Source organism: Acidovorax sp. 94, assembly GCF_003634645.1.
Classification (GTDB): domain Bacteria; phylum Pseudomonadota; class Gammaproteobacteria; order Burkholderiales; family Burkholderiaceae_C; genus Acidovorax; species Acidovorax facilis.
On the sequence record NZ_RBJA01000001.1, the window covers coordinates 1,543,160 to 1,566,148 of the forward strand.

Annotated in this window: 21 protein-coding genes; 15 read left to right on the forward strand and 6 right to left on the reverse strand. The window is 65.8% G+C overall.

Features of this window, described 5'->3' with window-relative positions; genetic code table 11:
* The first annotated feature begins 12 nt into the window (after positions 1-12).
* The 8 genes from C8C94_RS07170 (at position 13) to C8C94_RS07205 (ending at position 7,791) form a co-directional block, all read left to right on the forward strand.
* Entirely contained in the window at positions 13-396 is a 384-nt protein-coding gene (locus C8C94_RS07170; protein ID WP_121420241.1) for an endonuclease domain-containing protein, read from the forward strand.
* Positions 393-1,583: a 2-methylaconitate cis-trans isomerase PrpF gene (gene prpF / locus C8C94_RS07175; RefSeq protein WP_121420242.1), complete on the forward strand. Its 1,191-nt coding sequence runs from the start codon at positions 393-395 to the stop codon at positions 1,581-1,583. The genes C8C94_RS07170 and prpF overlap by 4 nt, the downstream gene beginning before the upstream one ends.
* A gap of 77 nt (positions 1,584-1,660) precedes the next feature.
* Positions 1,661-2,521, forward strand: coding sequence for an oxaloacetate decarboxylase (locus tag C8C94_RS07180; RefSeq protein ID WP_121420243.1), 861 nt, complete (start codon positions 1,661-1,663; stop codon positions 2,519-2,521).
* 166 nt (positions 2,522-2,687) lie between these two features.
* Complete coding sequence (locus C8C94_RS07185; RefSeq protein ID WP_121420244.1) at positions 2,688-4,070, forward strand: diguanylate cyclase domain-containing protein; 1,383 nt, start codon at positions 2,688-2,690, stop codon at positions 4,068-4,070.
* A 94-nt stretch (positions 4,071-4,164) separates the two neighbouring features.
* Positions 4,165-4,632 (forward strand): CopD family protein, encoded by a 468-nt coding sequence (locus tag C8C94_RS07190; RefSeq protein ID WP_121420245.1) that lies wholly within the window; start codon positions 4,165-4,167, stop codon positions 4,630-4,632.
* Between the two features lie 58 nt (positions 4,633-4,690).
* Entirely contained in the window at positions 4,691-5,368 is a 678-nt protein-coding gene (locus C8C94_RS07195) for a hypothetical protein (RefSeq protein ID WP_055397818.1), read from the forward strand.
* A gap of 122 nt (positions 5,369-5,490) precedes the next feature.
* Entirely contained in the window at positions 5,491-7,335 is a 1,845-nt protein-coding gene (locus C8C94_RS07200; protein ID WP_121422753.1) for an ABC transporter ATP-binding protein, read from the forward strand.
* Between the two features lie 114 nt (positions 7,336-7,449).
* Positions 7,450-7,791 (forward strand): EthD family reductase, encoded by a 342-nt coding sequence (locus C8C94_RS07205; protein ID WP_055397811.1) that lies wholly within the window; start codon positions 7,450-7,452, stop codon positions 7,789-7,791.
* Here C8C94_RS07205 and C8C94_RS07210 read toward each other — a convergent pair.
* Positions 7,788-9,782 carry a tetratricopeptide repeat protein gene (locus C8C94_RS07210; protein WP_121420246.1) on the reverse strand — a complete coding sequence of 665 codons (1,995 nt, stop codon included), beginning with the start codon at positions 9,780-9,782 and terminating at the stop codon, positions 7,788-7,790. The two genes, C8C94_RS07205 and C8C94_RS07210, sit on opposite strands and share 4 nt — an antisense overlap.
* Before the next feature lie 266 nt (positions 9,783-10,048).
* On the opposite strand from C8C94_RS07210, the gene C8C94_RS07215 reads away from it, so the two are divergent.
* Complete coding sequence (locus C8C94_RS07215; protein WP_233573430.1) at positions 10,049-10,318, forward strand: DNA-binding transcriptional regulator; 270 nt, start codon at positions 10,049-10,051, stop codon at positions 10,316-10,318.
* A gap of 92 nt (positions 10,319-10,410) precedes the next feature.
* Here C8C94_RS07215 and C8C94_RS07220 read toward each other — a convergent pair whose 3' ends face one another.
* Positions 10,411-11,409 carry a tripartite tricarboxylate transporter substrate binding protein gene (locus C8C94_RS07220; protein ID WP_121420248.1) on the reverse strand — a complete coding sequence of 333 codons (999 nt, stop codon included), beginning with the start codon at positions 11,407-11,409 and terminating at the stop codon, positions 10,411-10,413.
* Positions 11,410-11,512: 103 nt separating this feature from the next.
* Entirely contained in the window at positions 11,513-12,610 is a 1,098-nt protein-coding gene (locus C8C94_RS07225) for a beta-propeller fold lactonase family protein (RefSeq protein WP_121420249.1), read from the reverse strand.
* A gap of 378 nt (positions 12,611-12,988) precedes the next feature.
* Here C8C94_RS07225 and C8C94_RS07230 point away from each other — a divergent pair, with 378 nt between their 5' ends.
* The 4 genes from C8C94_RS07230 to C8C94_RS07245 all read left to right on the forward strand — a co-directional run bounded on the left by C8C94_RS07230 (position 12,989) and on the right by C8C94_RS07245 (position 16,728).
* Positions 12,989-13,960, forward strand: coding sequence for a tripartite tricarboxylate transporter substrate binding protein (locus C8C94_RS07230; protein WP_121420250.1), 972 nt, complete (start codon positions 12,989-12,991; stop codon positions 13,958-13,960).
* 199 nt (positions 13,961-14,159) lie between these two features.
* Complete coding sequence (gene kdgD, locus C8C94_RS07235; protein WP_121420251.1) at positions 14,160-15,071, forward strand: 5-dehydro-4-deoxyglucarate dehydratase; 912 nt, start codon at positions 14,160-14,162, stop codon at positions 15,069-15,071.
* Positions 15,072-15,213: 142 nt separating this feature from the next.
* Positions 15,214-15,687 (forward strand): nuclear transport factor 2 family protein, encoded by a 474-nt coding sequence (locus C8C94_RS07240; protein ID WP_121422754.1) that lies wholly within the window; start codon positions 15,214-15,216, stop codon positions 15,685-15,687.
* Between the two features lie 72 nt (positions 15,688-15,759).
* The gene (locus C8C94_RS07245; protein ID WP_121420252.1) at positions 15,760-16,728 is read left to right on the forward strand and encodes a 2-hydroxyacid dehydrogenase; all 969 of its coding nucleotides are present in this window, start codon (positions 15,760-15,762) and stop codon (positions 16,726-16,728) included.
* A 73-nt stretch (positions 16,729-16,801) separates the two neighbouring features.
* Here the strand turns inward: C8C94_RS07245 and C8C94_RS07250 are convergent, their stop codons facing one another.
* Positions 16,802-18,043, reverse strand: a complete 1,242-nt coding sequence (locus C8C94_RS07250; protein ID WP_121419550.1) for an ISL3 family transposase — start codon at positions 18,041-18,043, stop codon at positions 16,802-16,804.
* A gap of 161 nt (positions 18,044-18,204) precedes the next feature.
* Positions 18,205-19,071 carry a LysR family transcriptional regulator gene (locus C8C94_RS07255; RefSeq protein WP_121420253.1) on the reverse strand — a complete coding sequence of 289 codons (867 nt, stop codon included), beginning with the start codon at positions 19,069-19,071 and terminating at the stop codon, positions 18,205-18,207.
* A 93-nt stretch (positions 19,072-19,164) separates the two neighbouring features.
* On the opposite strand from C8C94_RS07255, the gene C8C94_RS07260 reads away from it, so the two are divergent.
* Positions 19,165-19,578 (forward strand): nuclear transport factor 2 family protein, encoded by a 414-nt coding sequence (locus tag C8C94_RS07260; protein WP_121422755.1) that lies wholly within the window; start codon positions 19,165-19,167, stop codon positions 19,576-19,578.
* On the opposite strand, the gene C8C94_RS07265 is transcribed toward C8C94_RS07260, so the two are convergent.
* Positions 19,570-20,496, reverse strand: coding sequence for a LysR family transcriptional regulator (locus tag C8C94_RS07265; RefSeq protein ID WP_121420254.1), 927 nt, complete (start codon positions 20,494-20,496; stop codon positions 19,570-19,572). The two genes, C8C94_RS07260 and C8C94_RS07265, sit on opposite strands and share 9 nt — an antisense overlap.
* Before the next feature lie 108 nt (positions 20,497-20,604).
* Between C8C94_RS07265 and metE the strand changes: the two genes are divergently transcribed.
* On the forward strand, positions 20,605-22,986 hold the full coding sequence (gene metE / locus C8C94_RS07270; protein ID WP_121422756.1) for a 5-methyltetrahydropteroyltriglutamate--homocysteine S-methyltransferase: 2,382 nt from the start codon (positions 20,605-20,607) through the stop codon (positions 22,984-22,986).
* Positions 22,987-22,989 lie beyond the last annotated feature (3 nt).

The following is a 22,989-nucleotide window of genomic DNA, read 5'->3' on the forward strand; positions in this document are numbered from 1 at the left end:
GGGGGCCTACCCATGGACCAACGCCAATTCACCAAAACCCTGCGCCAGAACATGACCGACGCCGAACAGCTGCTCTGGAGGCACCTGCGCGCCCACCGCATGGACGGCCAGAAGTTCCGCCGCCAACAACCCATCGGCCCCTATATCGTGGACTTTGTGCATTTCGGTCTGCGGCTGATCGTGGAAGCCGATGGCGGGCAGCATGTGGATTCGGAGCACGACGCTGCCCGCGACGCCTGGCTGCACAGCCAGGGCTTCACCCTGCTGCGGTTTTGGAACAACGACATCCTGCACAACACGGATGCGGTGCTGGAAAGCATCTGGAATGCTGTGCGTACGGGCACCCCCTCTCCCCCGGCCCCTCTCCCACAAGGGGCGAGGGGAGGAACACCATGAACAACCATCCTTCTCAAATCAAAATCCCTGTCACTTACATGCGCGGCGGCACCAGCAAGGGCGTTTTCTTTCGCCTCGACGACCTGCCCGCCCCCGCCCAGCAACCCGGCCCGTCGCGGGACGCGTTGCTGCTCCGCGTGCTGGGCAGCCCTGATCCCTACGGCAAGCAGATCGACGGCATGGGCAATGCGTCGTCTAGCACCAGCAAGGCCGTGATCCTGTCGCGCAGCACGCGGCCGGGCCATGACGTGGACTACCTGTTTGGGCAGGTATCCGTCGACCAGCCCTTTGTGGACTGGAGCGGCAACTGCGGCAACCTGTCGGCCGCTGTGGGGCCATGCGCCATCCACATGGGGCTGATCGATGCGGCGCGGATTCCGCAGGACGGCACCATCCCCATCCGCATCTGGCAGGCCAACATCGGCAAGACCATCGTGGCGCATGTGCCCATTGCCCATGGGCAGGTGCAGGAGACGGGCGACTTTGAGCTGGATGGCGTGACCTTTGCGGCGGCCGAGGTGGCGCTGGAGTTCATCGACCCCGCCGACGATGGGGATGAAGGCGGCGCCATGTTTCCGACTGGCAATGTCGTTGACACCTTGGAAGTCCCGGGCGTCGGCAGCTTTGCCGCCACGCTGATCAACGCGGGCATCCCCACCATTTTTCTCAACGCGCAAGAGCTGGGTTACACCGGCACCGAGCTGCAGCAGGCCATCAACGGCGATGCAGCGGCACTGGCGCGCTTCGAGACGATCCGTGCATACGGCGCCCTGAGCATGGGCTTGATCCAGCAGCTGAGCGAGGCCGCCACCCGCCAGCACACCCCCAAGATCGCCTTCGTCGCGCCGCCTGCCAGCTACACGGCCTCCAGCGGAAAAGCCATTGACGCCAAGGACATCGACCTGCTGGTGCGCGCGCTCTCCATGGGCCAGCTGCACCACGCCATGATGGGCACGGCGGCCGTGGCCATTGGCACGGCCGCAGCCATCCCCGGCACGCTGGTCAACCTGGCAGCGGGCGGGGGCGTGCGCAGCAGCGTGCGGTTTGGCCATCCCTCGGGCACCTTGCGTGTGGGGGCCGAGGCAGTCCAGACCGACGGCCAGTGGACAGTGATCAAGGCCCTCATGAGCCGCAGCGCCCGCATCCTGATGGAAGGCTGGGTGCGTGTGCCTGGCGGTATTTTTTGAGTTTTTTGGCCCCTTCCGCCCGTCCATCAAGCCTTAACAGCTACAAAAACAGTAGCAAATCAAGTCCCTTGCAATTCATGAACACCAAACAACAACTCAAGGCCCTGGCCCACGCCCGCCGTGGCGTCATCGTGCCTGGCGCCTTCAACGCCCTCTCCGCCCGCGTGGTGGCCGACCTGGGGTTTGAAGCCATTTACATCACCGGCGCAGGCGTCACCAACATGTGGTTCGGCCTTCCGGATCAGGCCTTCATGGGGCTGACCGACATTGCCGACCACACGGCCCGCATACGCGACGCGGTGGAGCTGCCGCTCATCGTGGATGCCGACACGGGCTTTGGCAACGCACTCAACACCTACCACGCGGTGCGAACGCTGGAGCGCGCAGGTGCCGACTGCATCCAGCTCGAAGACCAGGTCAGCCCCAAGCGCTGCGGGCATTTCAGCGGCAAGGAGGTGATCGGCACCGACGAGATGCTGGGCAAGATCAAAGCCGCCGTGGACGCGCGCCGCGACGCAGGCACACTCATCCTGGCGCGCACCGATGCCTGCGCCACCCAGGGCTTCGAGGCCGCCGTGGAGCGCGCCCAGCGGTTTGAGGAGGCCGGTGCCGACATCCTGTTTGTCGAAGCCGTCACCACGCTGGACGAGATCCGCGCCCTGCCCCAGCGGCTGGCAGCGCCGCAGCTCATGAACATGGTGATCGGCGGCAAGACGCCCATCACCAGCGCCGAAGAACTGGCCGCCCTGGGCTACGGGCTGGTGCTGTACGCCAACGCCGCGCTGCAGGGCGCGGTGGCGGGCATGCAGAAGGCGCTGACCGTGCTGCGCGACACCCAGCGCATTGATGAAGACCCCTCCCTGGTGGCGCCGTTTGCCGAGCGCCAGCGGCTGGTGCAAAAAATGGCCTGGGATGCGCTGGAAGAAAAGTACACCTAAAAAGTGCCTAAAGCGCCTTAACCACAGGCGCTAAACGCTATCAATTGAATAGCAATCCGTAGTCGCCTAATGGATATCCCTTGGGCTGCGGGCTGCATCCATGCCGCACAACAAGGGGGCGCACGGCACAATGGGTCTTCTTGGCACCTTGTGCGCGCTTCCCTTCATGCAAAGCATCCCTTCTGAGAACGTGGTGGACCTGCTGCTCGACGCGGTCTGCGTCGTCCATGTGGACAGCACCATTGAGTTTGTAAGCCCGGCGTTCGAGCGCATCTTTGGCTACGCCCCCGAGGAAGTCATTGGCAAGCGCATGTTCGACCTGGTGCACCCCGAAGACCTGGCAGTCACCCAAAGCCAGGCGCAGCGTGTGATGGATGGCCATCTGCAGTTGCAGTTTGAAAACCGCTATGTGCGCAAGGATGGCTCCATCGCGCACGTCCGCTGGACTGCGCGCTGGTTGCCTGACAAGCAGCGGCGGCTGGCGGTGGCGCACGACATCACCGAGCGCAAGTTCACCGAGTCCATGCAGGCGGTGATCTATGCCATCTCCGAAGCCGCTCACACCACACACAACCTGCAGGCGCTGTTCCAGCACATCCACCAGATCATCGGGCGCCTGCTGCCTGCCACCAATTTCGCGGTCGCGCTCTACGACGCCTGCAGTGATTCATTGAGTTTTCCGTACCACGTCAACGAACCGGGCGCCGCCCCCACGCCCCCGGCGCCAGTGCAGGATGCGCTGTGTGCCGAGGTGATCCACAGCGGCAGCACCCTTCTGTTGACGCCCGATACCCCCGACAACGCCGACCCCCGCGCCGCGCAACTGCGTCGGCAGCTACCCCAGGAACACGCACCGCTCTACTGGCTGGGCGTGCCGCTGCAAACCCAGAAAGGCGCCATCGGTGCGCTGGTACTGCAAAGCTACACCGAGCAGGCCCGCTACACCGAAAAAGACAAGGAGCTGCTGCAGTTTGTCTCCACCCAGGTCGCAGCCGCCATCGAGCGCAAGCAGATGCATGAGCGCCTGGAGCACATGGCGCAGTACGACCAGCTCACGCACCTGCCCAACCGCCAGCTGTTTCTGGACCGACTCAAGACCGCACTGGCCCGCGCGCGGCGCGACCAAAGCCTGCTGTCGCTGCTGTTCCTCGATCTGGACGACTTCAAGCAGGTCAACGACACCCTGGGCCATGCCATGGGCGACCTGCTGCTGCAGCGGGTGGCCCAGCGGCTGCTGGAGTGCGTGCGCGGCTCGGACACCGTCGCGCGCCTGGGCGGCGACGAATTTGTGGTGCTGCTCGAAGGCGGCCATGCCCGCGAACACGCCGCCGCAGCGGCCGACAAGATCCTGGCAGCCTTCGGCCAGCCATTTGACCTGGAAGGTATCCGCCTGAGCATCCAGCCGAGCATCGGCGTGGCCATCTACCCCGAGCATGGGGGCGAAGAACACCGGTTGCTGGGCCATGCCGACGAGGCGATGTACCTGTCCAAGAAAAGCGGCGGCAACCAGGTGCGGGTGGCTTCACCCCGGGATGGGCTGGTGCCTTGACGCTGGTTGCCGCACCGCCAGCCTGCTGAGCAGACCCGCCGCGCCCTCTCTCTTTTACCTCCACCCAAACCCTTTATTCCAAACGTTCCACGCCATGCTCTACAACGCGCTCCAGCTCGCCCATGTCCTGTCCATCATCGTGTGGATCGGTGGCATGGTGTTTGCCCATTTCTTTTTGCGCCCCGCAGCGCAGTCGCTGGAGCCCCCGCAGCGCGTGCGGCTCATGCACGATGTGCTGCAGCGCTTTTTCGCCGCCGTGGGGGTGTCCGTGCTGGTGGTGCTGGGCAGCGGGCTGTGGATGATCGGCCGCGTGGCGAAACAAACGGTGCAGGCCGGGGGCAGCTTTGCCATGCCACTGGACTGGACCATCATGGCCACGCTGGGCCTGGCGATGATGGTCATCTTCGGGCACATCCGGTTTGCGCTGTTCCGACGCCTGCAGCGGGCGGTGGCTGCATCGGATTGGCCCGCCGGCGGCAAGGCCCTGGGCAGCATCCGCAGCTGGGTGGGCGTGAATCTGGCCCTGGGCGTGGTGATCGTGGTGGTCACGCTGCTCGTCTAACGGTGGGCGCCCGCAAGCGACCTGTTGGCCACCACACGCCCTGCGCTGTACCCCATTGATGAAACGCATTGCCTGGATCTCTTGTGCGGCCCTGGCCGTGTGCCTGCTCACCGCAGGCGCGGCCAGCTGGTGGGCGCAGCACCGCGTTGACAGTGCCCTGGCACAGACGGCACAACTGCAGCGCCAAGTGACCGAACTCAACAATGCGCTGCTGGGCTATACCCGCTACACCAGCTACCTCACCGCAGGCAAACAGACGCTGGCCGAGCAGATGAAGCTGCTCGCCGCCACCGTGGTCCGCGAAGAAGGAGCCACGCAGATCATCGAAAAATCGGTGCTGGGCATCGCATCCACCGGTGTAGTAGCCATCACCTACACCGCCGAATACGCCTTCGGCTTTGACCTGCGCCCCGAAAGCTACGAGCTGCACGCCACCAACGGCGGCATCGAGGTGCACATCCACCGCCCCGCGCTGGTGGCCGCACCAGCCGTTACCAACCTGAAGCACCGCATCCTCTCGGGCGGGCTGCTGACCGACAACAAGGGCGCTGTCATCAAGCTGAGCCAGGAGGCCGCCAAACGCGCTCGCCAGCAGGGCGAGGCCATGGCGTCCGATCCGGCCGTGCTGGCGCTGTGCGAAAAAAGCCTGACCGAGTTTCTGTACGGCTTTCTGACCAAACAGCCCGGCGTGAAGCAGGTGCCGCGCATCCGCGTGGTCTACAAACCGTCGGCGTAGGGGCCTGCTCCTACCCCAATTCCCCACCCATGGGGCTGACCCTCATGGTCCTGAGTGCATTGCGGCCGGGCGCCACAGAGCGGTACCACCGCACGTACCATGGTGGACAAGGAGTTCTGACTTTGTTCCGTTTTTTCGAAAGCCGCCTTCCCCCCTATCCCCCCGCCGAACCTCACCTGCCCCCCAAAGACTTCATGGCCTTTGTGTGGGATGGCACCCGTGGCCTGCGTGGCTATGTAGCAGCCATGGCAGGCCTGTCTGCGGCCATTGCCATCTATGAAGCGCTGCTGTTTGCGGTGCTCGGCCATGTGGTGGACTGGATCTCCAGCACGGCCCCGGGTGCGCTGTGGGCCCAGCGCAAAGGAGAGTTGATGGGCATCACCGCCCTGCTCCTGGCCTCGGTGCTGCTGGTGGCCGTGCAGACCAGCATCAAGCACCAGGTGCTGGCCATCAACTTCCCACTGCGCTTGCGCTGGAACTTTCACCGGCTGATGCTGGGCCAGAGCATGGCGTTCTACGCGGACGAGTTTGCGGGCCGCATCACCACCAAGATCATGCAGACGGCCCTTGCCGTGCGCGACATGATCTTCACGACCACCGACGTGGTGATCGGCATGGGCATCTACCTTGTCACCATCCTCGTGTTGCTGGCCGGGTTCGACGCGCGGCTGCTGGCGCCTTTTGCCGCGTGGATGGTGGCCTATGGCCTGGCCTGCTGGTACTTTGTGCCGCGCCTGGGCAAGGTGGGCAAGGCGCAGGCCGATGCGCGCTCGGTGATGACCGGGCGCATTACCGACGCGTACACCAACATCGCCACCGTCAAGCTGTTCTCGCACACGCGGCGCGAGTCTGAATTTGCGCGTGCCGCCATGGACGCGTTCAAGCTCACGGGCTATGCCCAGATGCGCCTGGTGAGCCGGTTCGAGATCGTGAACCACATCCTGGTGGTGGCCATGATCCTCAGCGCCTGCGGCACCGCGCTGTGGCTGTGGTCGGCGGGCGAAGTCGGTGCCGGTGCCGTGGCCGCCGTCACCGCCATGACCCTGCGCGTGTCCGGCCACGCCCACTGGGTGATGTGGGAGATGACCACCCTGTTCGAGAGCGTGGGCACCATCCAGGATGGCATCAACACGCTGACCAAACCCCGCACCGTGGTGGACGCGCCCGACGCTAAACCACTCGTTGTGACGCAGGGCGAAGTGCATTTTGAGGGCATGACCTTTGCCTACGGCAGCGGCCCCGGGGCCCGCCCGGTCATCGACCGGCTCAACCTGACCATCCGCCCCGGGGAGAAAATCGGCCTGATTGGCCGCTCGGGCGCGGGCAAGTCCACGCTGGTCAACCTGCTGCTGCGCTTTCATGACGTGCAGTCGGGCCGCATCCTGATCGACGGGCAGGACATCGCCCATGTCACGCAGGACAGCCTGCGCCGCAACATCGGCATGGTCACGCAAGACACCTCGCTGCTGCACCGCTCCATGCGCGACAACATCCTGTACGGCCGCCCCGACGCCAGCGAGGCCGACCTGCACCAGGCGGCCGAGCGCGCCGAGGCGGCGGATTTCATCGCCACGCTCACCGACCTGCAGGGGCGCACAGGCTATGAGGCCCATGTGGGCGAGCGCGGCGTCAAACTCTCGGGCGGCCAGCGCCAGCGCGTGGCCATTGCACGCGTGATGCTCAAGGACGCGCCCATCCTGCTGCTGGACGAAGCCACCAGCGCGCTCGACTCCGAGGTGGAAGCCGCCATCCAGCAAAGCCTGGACGGCCTGATGCAGGGCAAGACGGTGATTGCCATTGCGCACCGGCTGTCCACCATTGCCGCCATGGACCGCCTCATCGTGATGGACGCAGGCCGCATCGTCGAAGAAGGCACCCACGCGCAGCTGCTGGGCCAGGGCGGCGTGTATGCGCGGCTGTGGGGGCACCAGAGCGGCGGGTTCCTGGGCGAATCGGAAGAAGACTGAGTCGGCGAGGACGGATACGAGCCACATGGGCGACACGCTGTCGCGCACGCGGCTGTGCGGCGGGTGTATTGTCCCTACGGTGGCGGGTTTCAACCACCGGATGGAATCGCACCAATGATCAAAGTCACCGCCGTTTACCGCTGGCGTGAAGGCGCCACCTTCAACCACGACTACTACCACTCCGAGCACATGCGCATCGCCCGCGCAGCATTGCAGCCGCTGGGCCTGGTGCGGCTGGAGAGCGACCGTGTTCTCTACCCTGGCGAGCCGCGCCCGGGCCAGGTGGTGGCGCTCACCAACGCATTCTTCAGCGACCTGAAGCAGGCCCAAACGGCGGCCAAGGCGACGATGGCCGAGCTGTCGGCAGACATTCCTAACTACACCAACATCCAGCCCGAGTCGTACTTTGCGCAGATGCTGGCGCACGAGGTAACGACCGGTCAAGAACGCGCTTAGCCGCGCTCGCGCACCGCCTTGAACAGCAGGCCCAGGCATACGGCCATGCCCACCATCGGCACTGCGGCCAATACGGCCACCACAGCGCGCGCCAGGGGCGACCAGTCAAAGTCGCGCGCTGTGCGCCAGGCACCAAAGGCTGCGACCAGTCCCAGGCCAAACATGCCCATGCGGAAGCTCGCACCGGGCTTGAAGAAGGCGATGAGCAGCACGGCATTGGTGACGCCGATGGCCAGCGCAACATGGCCCAGGTGGAGGGAAAACGAGGACTGTGCGCCGTGCCTGTGCCCGTCGTCTTCCTCCTCCTCATCGTCCACCCGGCTGCGCGAGCGGCTGGGCGACGGCGGCTGGGAAGGCTGGGCACGCGCAGGCGCTACGGGGGCTGCAGGGGCACCATCGGCCCGCCCCCACTCCGTGGCGGACAGTCCTGCAGCAACTGCACCAGCCACTGCGGCAGATGACGAGGCGCCAGGCGCTGCGATGCTGGGCGACAGCCCACGCTCCTGCAGCACGGCGCGCAGCCGCCCCGGCTCGCGCAAGGCCGTCACCACCGCCCGCACAGGCCCCTGGTCCTGTGGCTTGATGCGCAGGTCGGCAATCTGCATGGTGGTGCCACGCGTATTGGCCAGCATGAACAACGCCTTGGCCACCATTGCGTCTTTGGGGCCTCCCTTGCCGCTTTCGACGAAGGTGCCCAGGTTGTACGTGGCGTCGGCGTGGCCTGCCTCGGCCGCCTGGGCATACCAGGCGCGGGCCTGGGCCAGGTTCACGGGGCCGCCATAGCGGCCATGTTCGTCGCTGGTGCCCAGGTGAAACGCGGCGTGCGGATCGCCCTCGCGGGCGTACCAGCCCGGCAGGTCGCGCAGGGGGTTGCCGGTCCACACCACCGGCGCCGGCGCAGGCGCGGCCGGGGTCATGGGCGCAAGGCTCAGGCCACCCGGCGATTCTGACGCTTCCTGGGCCTGCTTCTTTTTCAGCGCCTGCTGCCGCTGCTCTTGCGCGGCGGTGTTCCACTTCGCGGCCTGCTGCGTGTCCACTGGCCCACCCCAGCCGCGCTCGTGCATCACGGCCAAAAGGCGCTTGGCGGGCTCGTAATCCCATTCGGCCGCACGCTGGCACCAGGTGCGGGCGTTTTCGTAGTTGGGCTGCTCCCAGCCGATCACGACATCCAGCGCGTGCAGGAAAGCCGCGACCTCATGCCCCTGTGCTGCGGCGGGCTCCAGGGCGTCGGTGGCTTCAATGCGCCTGCGCGAGTACAGCGCCAACTGTTCGCAGCGGGCCACAGCGTCGTCCACCGCCTTGCGCTCTTCGTCTACGATGCGCAGCAATTGCTCCCCAGGGGCAGCCTTCAGTCGCACCATCAGTGCCTGTACACGCTCCTTGGCTTGTTCCGGAAAGCGCCCATAGAAGGCCTGGGCATCCTTGCGGGTCTCTGCGTCGTGGGCGCCCATCAACTGCAGCGCGGCCGCCAGGTCGAAGTGCCTGCGCTGGCCCATGGTGCCAAAACGCAAGGCACGGCCCAGGGCGTAGAGGGCGTGAGGGTTGCCGCGCGCGGCCCAGCGGCGGTATTCGGCCCAGGCGGTGGCGTCGTCGCCCGCCTTGCGGGCGCGCGCCGCACGCTGCACGGGCAGATCGGGCTCTTCGGGCGCATCGCCGTTGGCCAGGTAGTGCACGCCGCTTTGCGGGTCGTACAGGTTCAGGCCCAGGCGCACTGCCTGCTCCCAGCCATCGTCAAACGGAGCGCCCCAATCCGAAGCGCGGGTGTTGATGCCCACGCCCCAGGTCGGGTCGGTCATTTCAGGGCCGCCAAGGTAGATGTCCCAGAACCCGGGAGAGCGCTGCTCGACGGCCTGGGCCCAGGCCGCGAACTTGGGGTTCATCGGCACCTGGGGGCCCACCTCCGCACGCTCGTACTGCGCGTCCGCCTCGGCCTTGGTGGTGGGCCAGGGCCAATCGGCGGGCTTTTCCCAGATCTGGATGGTGTAGCTCACAGGTCCCTCCTCGGATGCCGCAGGGTGCGCGGCGTGTTGTGGTGTTGTCTTTCGTCAAGCGCGAGCGAATTCTAGGAGCGGCCCCCCGCCATGCCCCAGAGGCGCACCCCACCAGTTTGTCCAGTGACGCAGCAGCACCACACCCGGATGTTGGCGCGCAATTTTGGGTAAAAATGGGCCTCTGCGCTCGTCCATCAAGCCCAAATAGCTCCTACTTTTATAGCAAACCTATGTCCCAGCCGCCACGCCCTGCCCTCGCTCTCGCCATGCCCGTGCCCACCGGCGATCAGCTCAAGGCCGCCCGCACTGCCGCGGGGCTGAGCCAGGCCCAGGCGGCCGAACTCATGGGCTACCCGCTGCAGACCGGCAGCCGGGGCGGCGTGCAGTCGCGCACCTGGCAGGCGCTGGAGAGCATGAGCGACGAGCGCAACATGCAGGGGCCGGTGTTTGCGATGTTCCTGCTGCTGACCGGCCAGCACCCCGACTTTCTGCTGACCGCGCGCTCTGCGGACGGCAGCGGCAGCGCCACCGGCTGACCAACTCGCATGCGCTGACACCATAAAAAAGCGGAACAGCCCGCAGGCGGTTCCGCAAAGTCTTCACAGGGAGATCAGAGTTAGGCAGGCGTTCAATCTACCTTGATATTGGCGGCCTTGATAACCTGAGCCCACTTCTCGACTTCGGCCTTCTGGAACGCAGCAATCTGGGCCACGGTCATGTCGGCGGGCTCCATGCCAAAGCCCTTCAGGCGGGTTTGCATGTCCGGCTGGGCCAGGATCTTGCGGATCTCGTCGTGCAGGCGCGTGACCACGGGCGTGGGCGTGCCAGCCGGCACAAAGATGGCCTGCCAGGACTGCACCTGGAAGTCCTTGAGTTCCGCCACGCCGGACTCGGCCACGGTGGGCACGTCGGGCATGGAGGCCAGGCGCTGGGGTGAGGTGACGGCAATGGCGCGCAGCTTGCCGCTCTGGATGTGCGGCGCGGCCACCACCGTGGTGTCAAACATCATGTCCACCTGGCCGCTGATCACATCCTGGATGGCCGGGCCGCTGCCCTTGTAGGGGATGTGGGTGAACTTCACGCCCGACTTGTACGCCAGCAACTCCACGGCCAAATGCTGCGAGCTGCCTGTGCCGGCCGAGGCCGACGACAGGCCGCCTTGCTTGCCCTTCGCCCCCGCCAGCACGTCCTTGAGGGTTTTGTAAGGGCTGTTGGCCGCCACCACCAGCACGACCGGGTTGGTGCCGATCAGCGTGACGGGGCTGAAGGACTTGATGGGGTCGTAGCCCAGCTTGGGGTAGAGGCTCACGTTGATGGCGTGCGAGCTGACGGTGCCGCCCAGCAGGGTGTAGCCATCGGGCGCAGAGCGCGCAGCAGCTTCAGAGCCGATGCTGCCCGCCGCGCCGCCCTTGTTCTCCACCACCACCGTGGTGCCCAGGGGAGTACCCAGTTGCTGGCCAATCAGCCGCGCCAGCGTGTCGGTGGTGCCACCTGCAGCAAACGGCACCATGTAGGTGATGGGTTTGCCGGTGGGCCAGGTGCCCTGGGCTGTGGCGGGCAGGCTGACAAGGGTGCTGAAGGCTGCGGCCGCCAGGGCGGCGGTGTGGATGAGGGTTCTGCGTTGCATGGTGGTGTCTCCTGGGTGTTTTGTGAATGGTGAACGGAACGGCGATAGAAAAAACGGAGCGCAAAAAAGCCGGTGCAGCTGGCGCGTGCAATGCAATGGACGCTCAGGGCAGATCGACGATCTCGACCCAATTGGGGTTCTTGCCCACCGGCACCCGCGTGGGCGTGCCGGGGATGCCGGTGGCCGGGTCGATGGGGTGTAGCGCCAGGTGGTGCGACTCCTGCCCTGCCGCGATCAGAAATCGGCCTGAAGAATCCACCGCAAAACCGCGCGGTGATTTCTCGGTGGGCACCTGGCCCAGCGGCTGCAGCTGGCCGGTGGCAGCGTCGACGCGAAAGCTGCTCAGCGTGCTGGAGGTGCGCTCGGACGCATACAGCGTGCGGCCGTCGGGCGACAGGTGAATGTCGGCGGCCCAGGGCTTGCCGTTAAAGCCTGCGGGCAGTGCCGTGGTGCGCTGCACCGGGCGCAGCGTGCCGCGCTCCTTGTCGTAAGCCATCACATGTACGGCGGCATCCAGCTCGTTCAGCACATACATGGTGCGCTGGGCGGTATCCCACACAAAGTGGCGCGGGCCGGATTTTTCGGGAGCAACCTGCGTGAGCGCGGGTTCATGGGCGGTGAGCCGGCCGCTCTCGGCATCAAAACGCCACGCCGAAAGGTTGTCGCCCCCCAGGCTGGTGGCAAACACATGGCGGTTGGCCGCATCGGCGTGGATGGCGTGCGCGTGGGGCGCCGTGGGGATGAGCTGCTGCACCGCGCCCACCGCCCCATCCTTGCCAATGCTGTTGACCGTGATCTTGTGGCCGGGGTACGAGGCCGCAAACAGCCAGCGGCCCGTGGCATCGGTGTCGATGTTGGCCATGCTGTCGGCCAGCGGGGCCTCGCCCAGCTTGCGCAGCTTGCCGCTGGTGGGGTCGATCGCCAGGCTCACCACCCTGAAAGGCTGCGAGCGCAACGCCACGTACAGCACCTTCTTGTCAGGGCTCACGGCCATCGGCATGGCGGTGCCGCCCAGCGGCACGGTGTCTACCGGCTTGAGCGTGGCAGTGTTGCGGTCCAGTTCCAGCACCGAGACATCCTGGCTGTCCGCGTTGGCGACATACACCCAGGTTGCCGCCCAGGCGCCGGGGGTGGACAGCGCGGCAACGGCTGCCAGTGCCAGTTGTGCCACCCGGGTGCGTATGCGTGGTGTAGAGGTCATTGCCGTCTCCCGAAGGGGTCTGCGCGGTAGCAGGGCCTGGACCGCGGGTTGTGTGGGTGGATGGTCATCTGCCGGGCTGTGTGCTGAGGCACCCAGCTGTTGGCGGAGCGGTTGAGTTTTGTCATACGTTATATGTTGTCGTACAACAAAATCAGCATTGTCACCACAAGCCTGTCTTACACACGCAGGGATTACCCGAATTTCGACGAACAATCTGCAAGGATTCCTCACCTGCCTGGCAGAGGAGGAATGCGGTCAGGAAAGAGCTAGTGAAAACCCTCAATCCGCCCTAAGGCCACCCAAAATTCTCACGGCATGTATTGCCATTTTGCAATCTTAGTTGTACGATGACTAACAACATCACTCAGGAGACATTCCATGACCCTGCGCCGTAGAGCCGCCCTTTTCGCCTGCATCGCCACCCTGGCAGCGGCCTCCGCCACCGCACAAAGCGCAGACTGGCCTGCAAAAACCCTGCGCATCGTGGTGCCCTACCCGCCCGGCGGCAGCTCGGACATCATTGCCCGCTCCATCAGCCAGGCGATGTCCGAGGCGCTCAAGCAGTCCGTCATCGTGGAGAACAAGCCCGGCGCCAACGGCAACCTGGGCGCCGACTTTGTGGCCAAGGCCGAACCCGATGGCTACACCATGCTGCTGTGCGACGTGGGCGCGCTGGCCATCAGCCCTTCGGTCTATACCAAGCTGTCGTTTGACCCCTCCAAAGACCTGCGTGGCGTGACCATGCTGGCCTACTCGCCCCACCTGCTGGTGGTGCATCCCTCGGTGCCCGTCAGCAACCTCAAGGAGCTGGTGGCGTACTCGAAGAAGAACGACCTGAACTTCGCCGTCACCGCCACCGGCAGCGCCCCCCACGTCGCTGGTGTGGCACTGGAACGCGCCGCCGGTGCGCGCTGGCAATACATCCCCTACAAGGGCGGCGTCACCGCCATCCAGGACACCGTGGCCGGGCAGACGCAGATCCTGATGAACGGCATGCTCGCCACCCTGCCCCACGTGCAAAACGGCAAGCTCAAGGTGCTGGGCGTCTCCAAGGCCACGCGCATGCCGCTGATCGGCGACGTGCCCACCATTGCCGAGCAGGGCGTGCCCGGTTTCGAATCGGGCACATGGCAAGGCATTCTGGTGCCGCGTGGCACGCCGGAAGCCGTCGTGCAGAAGCTCAACAAGGCGCTGATCACCGCCATTCGTGCGCCCGAGATCCGTTCGCGCCTGGCCGGCCAGGGCGCCGAGGTGGTCACCATGACCCCTGCCGAACAAGACCAGTTCTTCGCCAAGGAACGCGCCCGCTGGGCCACCGTGGTGAAGGCCGCCAACATCAAGCTCGACTAAGAAGGTGTCAGCGAACCTCTCATGCCCGCTCATCCCGTCACAACACGCCCGCTCGTCGTTGCAAATGCTCGCCATAGCCCGCGCTATGGCTGCGCTTTGCGCCTAGACCGGCCGCGTTTTGGCAGCCTGCTCGGACATGCGGTATTCACTCACACCTTCTCCCTCGCCTTCCCATTTCCAACTACCGCCCCGCACTGACATGACTCCCCAAGAACTGAAAACCATCATGGGCTCCGGCCTGCTGTCGTTCCCGATCACGGACTTTGACGAGCAGGGCGAATTCCGCCCCAAGACCTATATCGAGCGCCTGGAATGGCTGGCCCCCTACGGCGCCAGCGCGCTGTTTGCCGCCGGTGGTACGGGCGAGTATTTCTCGCTGTCGGGCCCCGAGTACGGCCAGGTCATCAAGACCGCAGTGGATACCTGCCGTGGCAAGGTGCCCATCATTGCCGGTGCCGGTGGCCCCACCCGTACGGCCATTGCCCATGCGCAAGAGGCCGAGCGCCTGGGCGCCCACGGCATCCTGCTCTTGCCACACTACCTGACCGAAGCGGGACAGGAAGGACTGATCGCCCATGTGGAGCAGGTCTGCAAGAGCGTGAAGTTCGGCGTGATCGTCTACAACCGCGACCGCACCAAGCTCACGGCCGAGTCCCTGGCCATCCTGGCCGACCGCTGCCCGAACCTGGTGGGCTTCAAGGACGGCGTGGGCAACATCGAGGTGATGTCCTCCATCTACATGAAGATGGGCGACCGCTTTTCGTACCTGGGCGGCCTGCCCACGGCCGAGGTGTATGCGGCGGCCTACAAGGCGCTGGGCACGCCGGTGTATTCGTCGGCGGTGTTCAACTTTATCCCCAAGACTGCAATGGAGTTCTACAAGGCCGTGGCCAGTGACGACACGGCCACCCAGCACCGCTTGCTCAAATCCTTCTTCATGCCCTACCTGGCCATCCGCAACCGCGTGGAAGGCTATGGCGTCTCCATCATCAAGGCAGGTGCCCGCATCGTGGGCCACGACGGCGGGCCGGTGCGCGCGCCGCTGACGGACTTGAAGCCCGGCGAGATGGAAGAGCTCAAGGCGCTGATCGACAAGCTCGGCCCGCAGTAAGTGTGGCCTGACGGATGCCTCCAAGGGCCTGGTTTTCCAGGCCCTTTTTTCAGCGATTCCACACACCACGCGCCTGGCCGTGCACGGGCGTGTGGTGCCAACGCGGCACGCCAACACACAACACCATCAGGAGACAGACAACATGCTCAAGACCCTCATCCTCGCCGCAGCCAGCGCCCTGGCCCTTGTCACGCTGAGTGGCTGCGCCAGCCACGCGACCACCGCCGCGGCGACCCCTGCACCGGCCGCTTCCGAGCAGGCTGTGGCCGCCGCTGCCGAACGCCTGCGCTTGGCCATGATCGATCCCACGCCCGCTGCGCTGACTGCCCTCGTGGCCGACGACCTGAGCTATGGCCACTCGGGCGGCCGCGTGGACACCAAGGACAGCTTCATTGGCGATCTGGTGGCGGGCAAGTCTGACTTCGTAACCATCGCCATCACCGACCAGACCATCAAGGTGGTGGGCAACTCTGCCATCGTGCGCCACACCCTCACGGCCGACACCAACGACTCGGGCAAGCCCGGCAAGGTGCAGATCAAGATCCTGGGCGTGTGGCAACAGCAAGGCGGCCAGTGGAAGCTGCTGGCTCGCCAGGCCGTGCGTGTAGCGGCATGATGTAGCCCGCAGGGCCGCCACGCGCGGCCCTTTGTTTTTATTCCGGCGCCCCCCGAAACCCTTCACAGCCCCATGACAGCTACCTCCCAGCCCCGCATCCTGCAAATCGGCCGCCTGCCCTTGCCCGCCCTCGAAACCGAACTGGCCGCACGCTACAGCGTAGCCTGCCTGGCCGACCAGGCCGACCCGCAGGGTTTTCTGGCGGCGCACGGTGCGGAGTTTTCGGGCGTGGTCACCACGGCGTCCATCGGGCTCCAGGGCGAGGTGATCGCCGCACTGCCCCACCTGCAGGTCATCAGCAGTTTTGGCGTGGGCTTTGATGCGCTGGATATCGGCGCGGCCAAGGCGCGTGGCGTGCAGGTGGGCTACACGCCCGGCGTGCTCAACGACTGTGTGGCCGACATGGCGTTTGCGCTGATGCTGGACGTGTCGCGCGGCATTGCCGCCAGCGACCGGTTTGTGCGCCAGGGCCAATGGCCCAAGGCGCGGTTTGCGCTGGGCACGCGGGTGTCGGGCAAACGCCTGGGCATCGTGGGCATGGGCCGCATCGGCCAGGCCGTGGCCGAGCGCGCGGCGGGCTTCCGCATGGAGGTGGGCTACCACAACCGCCGCCCGGCCGAGGGCTGCGCGCTACCCTACTTCGAGTCGCTGACCGCACTGGCCGAGTGGGCCGACTACCTGGTGCTGACAGTGGCGGGCGGCGCGGGCACGCGCCACCTGGTCAACCGCGATGTGCTCGATGCCCTGGGCCCGCAGGGCTACCTCATCAACGTGGCGCGTGGCAGCGTGGTGGATGAGGCGGCGCTCATCGACGCCCTGGCCGAGCGCCGCATCGCCGGTGCGGGCCTGGACGTGTTCGACAACGAACCCCATGTGCCCGCCGCCCTGATGGCGCTGGACAACGTGGTGCTCACCCCCCACACCGCCAGTGCCACGCACGAAACCCGCCGTGCGATGGCGGACCTGGTGCTGGAGAACCTGCATGCGTTCTATACCTCGGGTGCCGTGCGGGTGCCGGTGCCAGGCACGGTGGCTGGCTGACCGTTGGTTTTTCAAGCTTTTTAGGCTCTCTTCCATTTCGGGTGGAACGCCACATTCCCCACCAGAGCCATGGTCAGGCCCTTGCTTTTCGCAAAGGACTGCCTGGCAGGTGAGTGAGCTTGCCAGCAATCAAGAACGCCATGGCGATGAAGTGATCGGTGGTGCCATAGCCACGCGCCTTGGCCTTAGCTGCTTGCAACAGTGAGTTCACCGCCTCCACATAGCCGGTGTGCAGATGAGAAGCATCAAACGCCTGGAGTATTCCCGCCCAGTGTTGCTGGATGGTCTTGGCCAAGTCCTTGAAGGGCTGCAAGCGGCTGCGTTGCGCCCAGTGCAGCCATTTCTTGAGTGCCTGTGCACTGCTGGCGGCATCCGCGTCTGAGTTCCTGTAAACATCGCGCAGCGCCTCCTTCATCCGCCACGCCCTGGCGGTCTTCAATCGGGTGCGAGGCAGCCAATCCATCTTTGCCTGCTCTTTGTCCGTCCACTTGGCTTTGTCCTTGAGCCAGCACCAACGGGTCTTCTTGAGCCAGCGCTCGCCCCGGGCCTCTTCCCGCCGCACTGCGTCCACTGCCCGGTTGGCCATCTGCACCACATGAAAGCCATCAAAGGCAATGGCCGCCTGGGGCAAGTGCTGGCCTGCTCCTGCGATAAAGGCCTTGGACATGTCCATGCACACCACCTGGATGGCTTCGGGCCTGCCTTGGTGGCTCTTGAGGTCCGCCGCAAAGCGCTGCACGGTGCTGGCATCCTTGCCGGGTGTGGCGTAGATCAGTCGCGCCCGCTCAAGATCGTGCACCAGGGTGATGTAGCTGTGGCCTTTGGCGCAGCTGGTCTCATCGATACCGATGACCGCCACACCCGCGTAGCTCTCCTTGGCGCGCGCCAAGCTGACATGGGCATCGATCTGGCGCCACAAGGCGTTGTCCGCACAGCGCAGGATGCGTGCACACGCGGCCACCGGCATCTCACGGGCCAGCGTCAGAGCCAGAGCCTCGAACATGAGCGTGAAGCGGCTGCCCTCTCGCGCCCAGGGAACACTCAGCTGGGTCGTAGAGCTGCAGGCGCTGCATGACACGCGAGGCAGCGCGCAGTGCACGTAGGCTTCGAACTGAAAGAAATCAAGATGCCGCCAGCTGCGCTGGCGGTGGTCATGCAGTTTCTGCTCAGCTGCGGCGCAAACGGGGCAGGCGGCACTGCCCGATTGCCAGACCACGTACAGGTCGATGCGGCTGCGCTCGACATCCAGTGCAACACGCTCCACAGCCCAGGGCGCGGCCAGCCCCAACGCTTGGCAGAACAACGCTTCTTGCATCGGGAGGGCTCCTGTTCAGGGGGTGTCAATGGATTTATTTGAACTGTAGTGTTCCACCCGAAACGGAAGAGAGCCGCTTTTTAGGCTGTTTGCGCGCGTCCATCATGCCTTGTCAGCTATCAAATAAATAGCATCAAGCTCCACACCCGGGCGCCCCTGCCTCACACCCGCCCCGCAAACACCTCCGGCCCCAAGCGGGGCTTGCGCGCCTTGCGCTCGAACAGCCACATGCCATACAGCGGCAGTGCCTCGGACAGTTGCAGCGGCACCACCTGCTCTGCCGCAGCCCCCAGCAGCGCGGGGTGTGGCAGCACGGCCAGCAGGTCAGAGCCCACCACCAGGTTCAGCAGGCTGGCAAAGTCCGGGCAGCGCACAGCCATGCGCGGCACTGGCATGCGCCGCACGCGGTGCGCCTCGGTCAGCACGTCCACCGGGCCGCTCACGCTCGGGCCCACACAGCCCCAGGCGGCGCCTTGCAAATCGGCCAGTGACCGGGCCTGCGCTAGCGGGTGGCGGCGCCGTGCATAAATTTGCGGCTGCAGCTCGTACAAGCGCCACTGCACCACATCCGGGTGGGCAAACTGGCGCGGCCGGGGCGCAATCACGGCGTCGAAACTGCCATGCAGCAGGCCCGTCAGCAGGCTCCCCTCGTCGGCGGTGGTCATCTCCAGTGAACGCTGGGGCTGCGGCAGACACCAGGCCTCGTACAGAAGCGGCCCACAGACCAGCGCGGCGGACGCCGTGAGCCCCACGCGCAACCGATTGCGGTCCACAGCGGCCCGGCGGGCCTGCGGCAAGGCGTCGATGCGCTGGGCCAGCGGCGCGCCTTCGGCCACCACTCGCCGGGCCAGGTCGGTCGGCACATAACGGCGCCCATCCCGCACCAGCAGGGGCGTGTCGAACTGCGCCTGCAGCGCCTTCATGCCCTGGCTGATGGCGGGCTGCGACACCCCACAGGCCTGCGCCGCGCGCGCAAACGAGCCTTGGTCGATGACAGCTTGGAGGTAGTGCAAGTAGCGCAGATACATAAGCAGCTTTTATGTATGAGGCGCCATTGTCTCTTGCCGCAGCCGCCGGGCGCGGCGAAGCTCTGGGCTTCTTTCTTCACCACGCTCCTGCCCATGACCACGCCACTCGACACCGTCCGCACCTACCTCGCCCACCTGCACGCCAGCCACACCGACGGGCTGATTGCCTGCTTTGAAGACGATGGCGTGGTGCATTCGCCCTTCCTGGGCACCATGCGCGCGAGCGACTTTTTCCAAAAGCTCGCCCAGGCCTCCAGCAGCAGCGTGATCACCGTGCTGGATCTGTTCGTCTCCGCCCAGCCAGACAACGGCGGCGCCGTGCGGGTCGCCGCCTACTTCCGCTACGACTGGACCTTGAACGATGGGCGCGAAGTGACGTTCACCTGCGTGGATGTGTTCACGTTTGATGCGGGCAGCACCCGCATCCGCGACATGAACATCGTCTACGACACCCACCCGCTGCGCGAAGAAGTGGGTGACAAGTACGCGCCGGATCCATCAAAGTAGCTCTACGCCCTTCAGCGTGACGAAGCTCGTCTCGCGCGTCACCTGCACAAAGTCTTGCAGATACGGCTTGGCCGACAGGCTGGGCAGGCAGGCGGCGTGCAACTCGCCGCGCAGGCCGTTGCTTCCGATGGGTCGCGCCGTCACGTACCCCCGGTCCAGATAGCTCTGCACCGCCCACAGCGGCAGCGCCGCCACGCCGCGCCCGCTGGCCACCAGTTGCAGCATAGCCACCGTCAGCTCGGTGGTGCGGCGCGGGGGGCGCACGCCGGCGGGCTCCAGCACCTGGCGGATCAGGTCCAGCATTTCGTCGGGCACGGGGTAGGTGATGATGGTCTGGTCGGCAAAGTCCTGCGCCACCAGGTGCGAATTGGCCACCAGCGGGTGCGTGTTGGCCAGCAGCGCGCGGATCTCAAAGCCAAACAGCGCGTGGTAGTCCACGCCCGCCTCGTCGGCATCCACCTCGGACACGATGGCCACATCGGCCCGGCCCTGGTGCAACAGGCCCACCGGGTCGGCGTGGAAGCCGCTCACGATGTCCAGCTCCACCTCGGGCCAGCGGGTGCGAAAGGCATCCATGGCGGGCATCAGCCAGTCAAAACAGGTGTGGCATTCCACCGCAATGCGCATCTGCCCACCCTGCCCCAGCACCAGGCGGGCAATGTCGCGTTCGGCCCCTTCCACCTGCGGCAGCATCGCATCGGCCAGCGCCAGCAGGCGTTCGCCCACGGCAGTGAACTGCGGCGGCACCGATTTGCGCTCAAACAGCGGCTGGCCGTAGCGGTCTTCCAGCAGCTTGATCTGGTGCGACAGCGCCGACTGCGTGAGGTTGAGCAACTGCGCGGCCCGTACCAGGCTGCCGCTGTCACGCAGGGCCACCAGCGTGCGCAGGTGGCGCACTTCCAGAATCGACTGATTCATTATTAATTTTCAAGTTGATCGACTAAAACTTTCGTTTGAATAATAAACGAGCCCGCGCGACCATCGGTGCCTTCATTGCATTGCTCCATTCAGAAGAAGGAAATCACCATGTCGCTCGCCGCTCCAACCACCCGCCGCCCCGTGCTCACGCACACGCTGGGCTTTCCGCGCATGGGGGCGCAGCGCGCGCTGAAATTCGCGCTCGAATCCTTCTGGCGCGGCGACAGCACCGAGGCCGAATTGCAGGCCACCGCTGCCCAGCTGCGCCAGCAACACTGGCAGGCGCAGGCCGATGCGTGCCTGGGTTGTGTGACCGTGGGCGACTTTGCGCTGTACGACCATGTGGCCAACCACATCCAGCTGCTGGGCTGCGAGCCTGCGCGTTTTGGCTTTGATGCCCACACGCCCGAGCTGGCGCGCTACTTTGCAATGGCGCGGGGTGTGTCGGCGCACGCCTCAGACGACCACCAAGGCTGCAGCGCCGGTTGCACCGCAAAACACACCACCGCTGGCCAGCCCGCGCTGGAGATGACCAAGTGGTTTGACACCAACTACCACTACCTCGTGCCCGAGTTCAGCGCCCACACCCAGTTCCACCTGGCCAGCGAGCGCCTGTTTGCTGAGGTGGCCGAGGCCCAGGCGCTGGGCCACCGCGTCAAAGCCGTGCTGCTGGGGCCGCTGAGCTTTTTGTGGCTGGGCAAATCCAAAACGGCGGGCTTTGACCGCTTCAGCCTGCTGGAGTCCCTGCTGCCCGTGTACGAAGCCGTGCTGGCACGCCTGAAGGCCCAGGGCGTGGAATGGGTGCAGGTCGACGAACCCATCCTGGGCCTGGACCTGCCCGACGTGTGGCGCCACGCCTTTGAGCCCAGCTACTGGCAACTCGCCCGCAGCGCGCCCAAGCTGCTGCTGGCCACCTACTTCTCGCCCCTGGCCGAGAACCTGCGCCTGGCCTGCCAGCTGCCCGTGGCCGGCCTGCATGTGGACGCCGTGCGCGCCCCTGACGAACTGGTGGGCGTGGCCGACTGGTTGCCGTCGCACAAAGTGCTGTCGGTGGGCATCGTGGACGGCCGCAACATCTGGCGCACCGACCTGGATGCGGCGCTGCAAAAGCTGCGGCCCGTGGCCGACAAGCACCAGGGCGAGTTGTGGCTGGCACCGTCGTGCTCTCTGCTGCATGTGCCGTTCAGCTTAGAGGCCGAAACGCAGCTGGATGCCGAGGTGAAGTCGTGGCTGGCGTTTGCGGTGGAAAAGCTGGACGAACTGCGTGTTCTTTCTACCGCCTTATCGCAAGGCGAAGCGGCGGTAGACGACGAACTGCACGCCGCCCGCACCGCCCTGGCCGCCCGCCGCGCCAGCCCACGCGTGCACCGCGCCACCGTGGCGGCCCGCATTGCCGCGGCCGCGCCAGGGGCCGATCAGCGCGCCAGCGCCTTCCCTGCCCGGCAAAAGGCCCAGCGCGCACGGCTCAAGCTGCCGCTGCTGCCCACCACCACGATTGGCTCATTCCCGCAGACGGCCGAGATCCGCGCCGCACGCGCCGCCTTCAAGCGCGGGACACTGGATGCGGCCCACTACCAACAGAAGATGGATGCCGAAATTGCCCTGGCCGTGCGCAAGCAGGAAGCGCTGGGCATTGACGTGCTGGTGCACGGCGAGGCCGAGCGCAACGACATGGTCGAATACTTTGGCGAGCAGCTCGACGGCTTTGCCTTCACCGCCAACGGCTGGGTGCAGAGCTATGGCTCGCGCTGCGTGAAGCCGCCCATCATCTACGGCGATGTGGCCCGCCCCACGCCCATGACGGTGGCCTGGACCCAGTACGCGCAGAGTCTCACCGCCAAGCCCATGAAAGGCATGCTCACCGGCCCCATCACCATCCTGCAATGGAGCTTTGTGCGCGACGACCAGCCCCGCGCCACCACGGCCGACCAGATCGCCTGGGCGATCCGCGACGAGGTGTGCGACCTGGAAGCCGCCGGCATCGCCATCATCCAGATCGACGAGCCCGCCATTCGCGAAGGGCTGCCGCTGCGCCGCGCGGGGTGGAAGAGCTACCTGGACCGCGCCACGCGCGCCTTCCGCATCAGTGCCAGCGGCGTGCGCAACGACACGCAGATCCACACCCACATGTGCTACAGCGAGTTCAACGACATCCTGCCCGCCATCGCGGCCATGGACGCGGATGTGATCACGATTGAGACGAGCCGGTCGGACATGGAGCTGCTGCAGGGCTTTGGCGACTTCAAGTACCCGAACGAGATCGGCCCCGGCGTGTACGACATCCACTCGCCCCGCGTGCCCGGCGTGCAGGAGATGGCCGCGCTGCTCGAAAAAGCCGCCGAGGTCGTGCCCGTGGAGCACCTGTGGGTGAACCCCGACTGCGGCCTCAAGACCCGGGGCTGGCCCGAGACCGAAGCCGCCCTGCGCCACATGGTGCAGGCCGCTCAGGAAGTGCGCGAGCGGCTGCTGGAAGAGGCGGCCCTGGCCTGACGG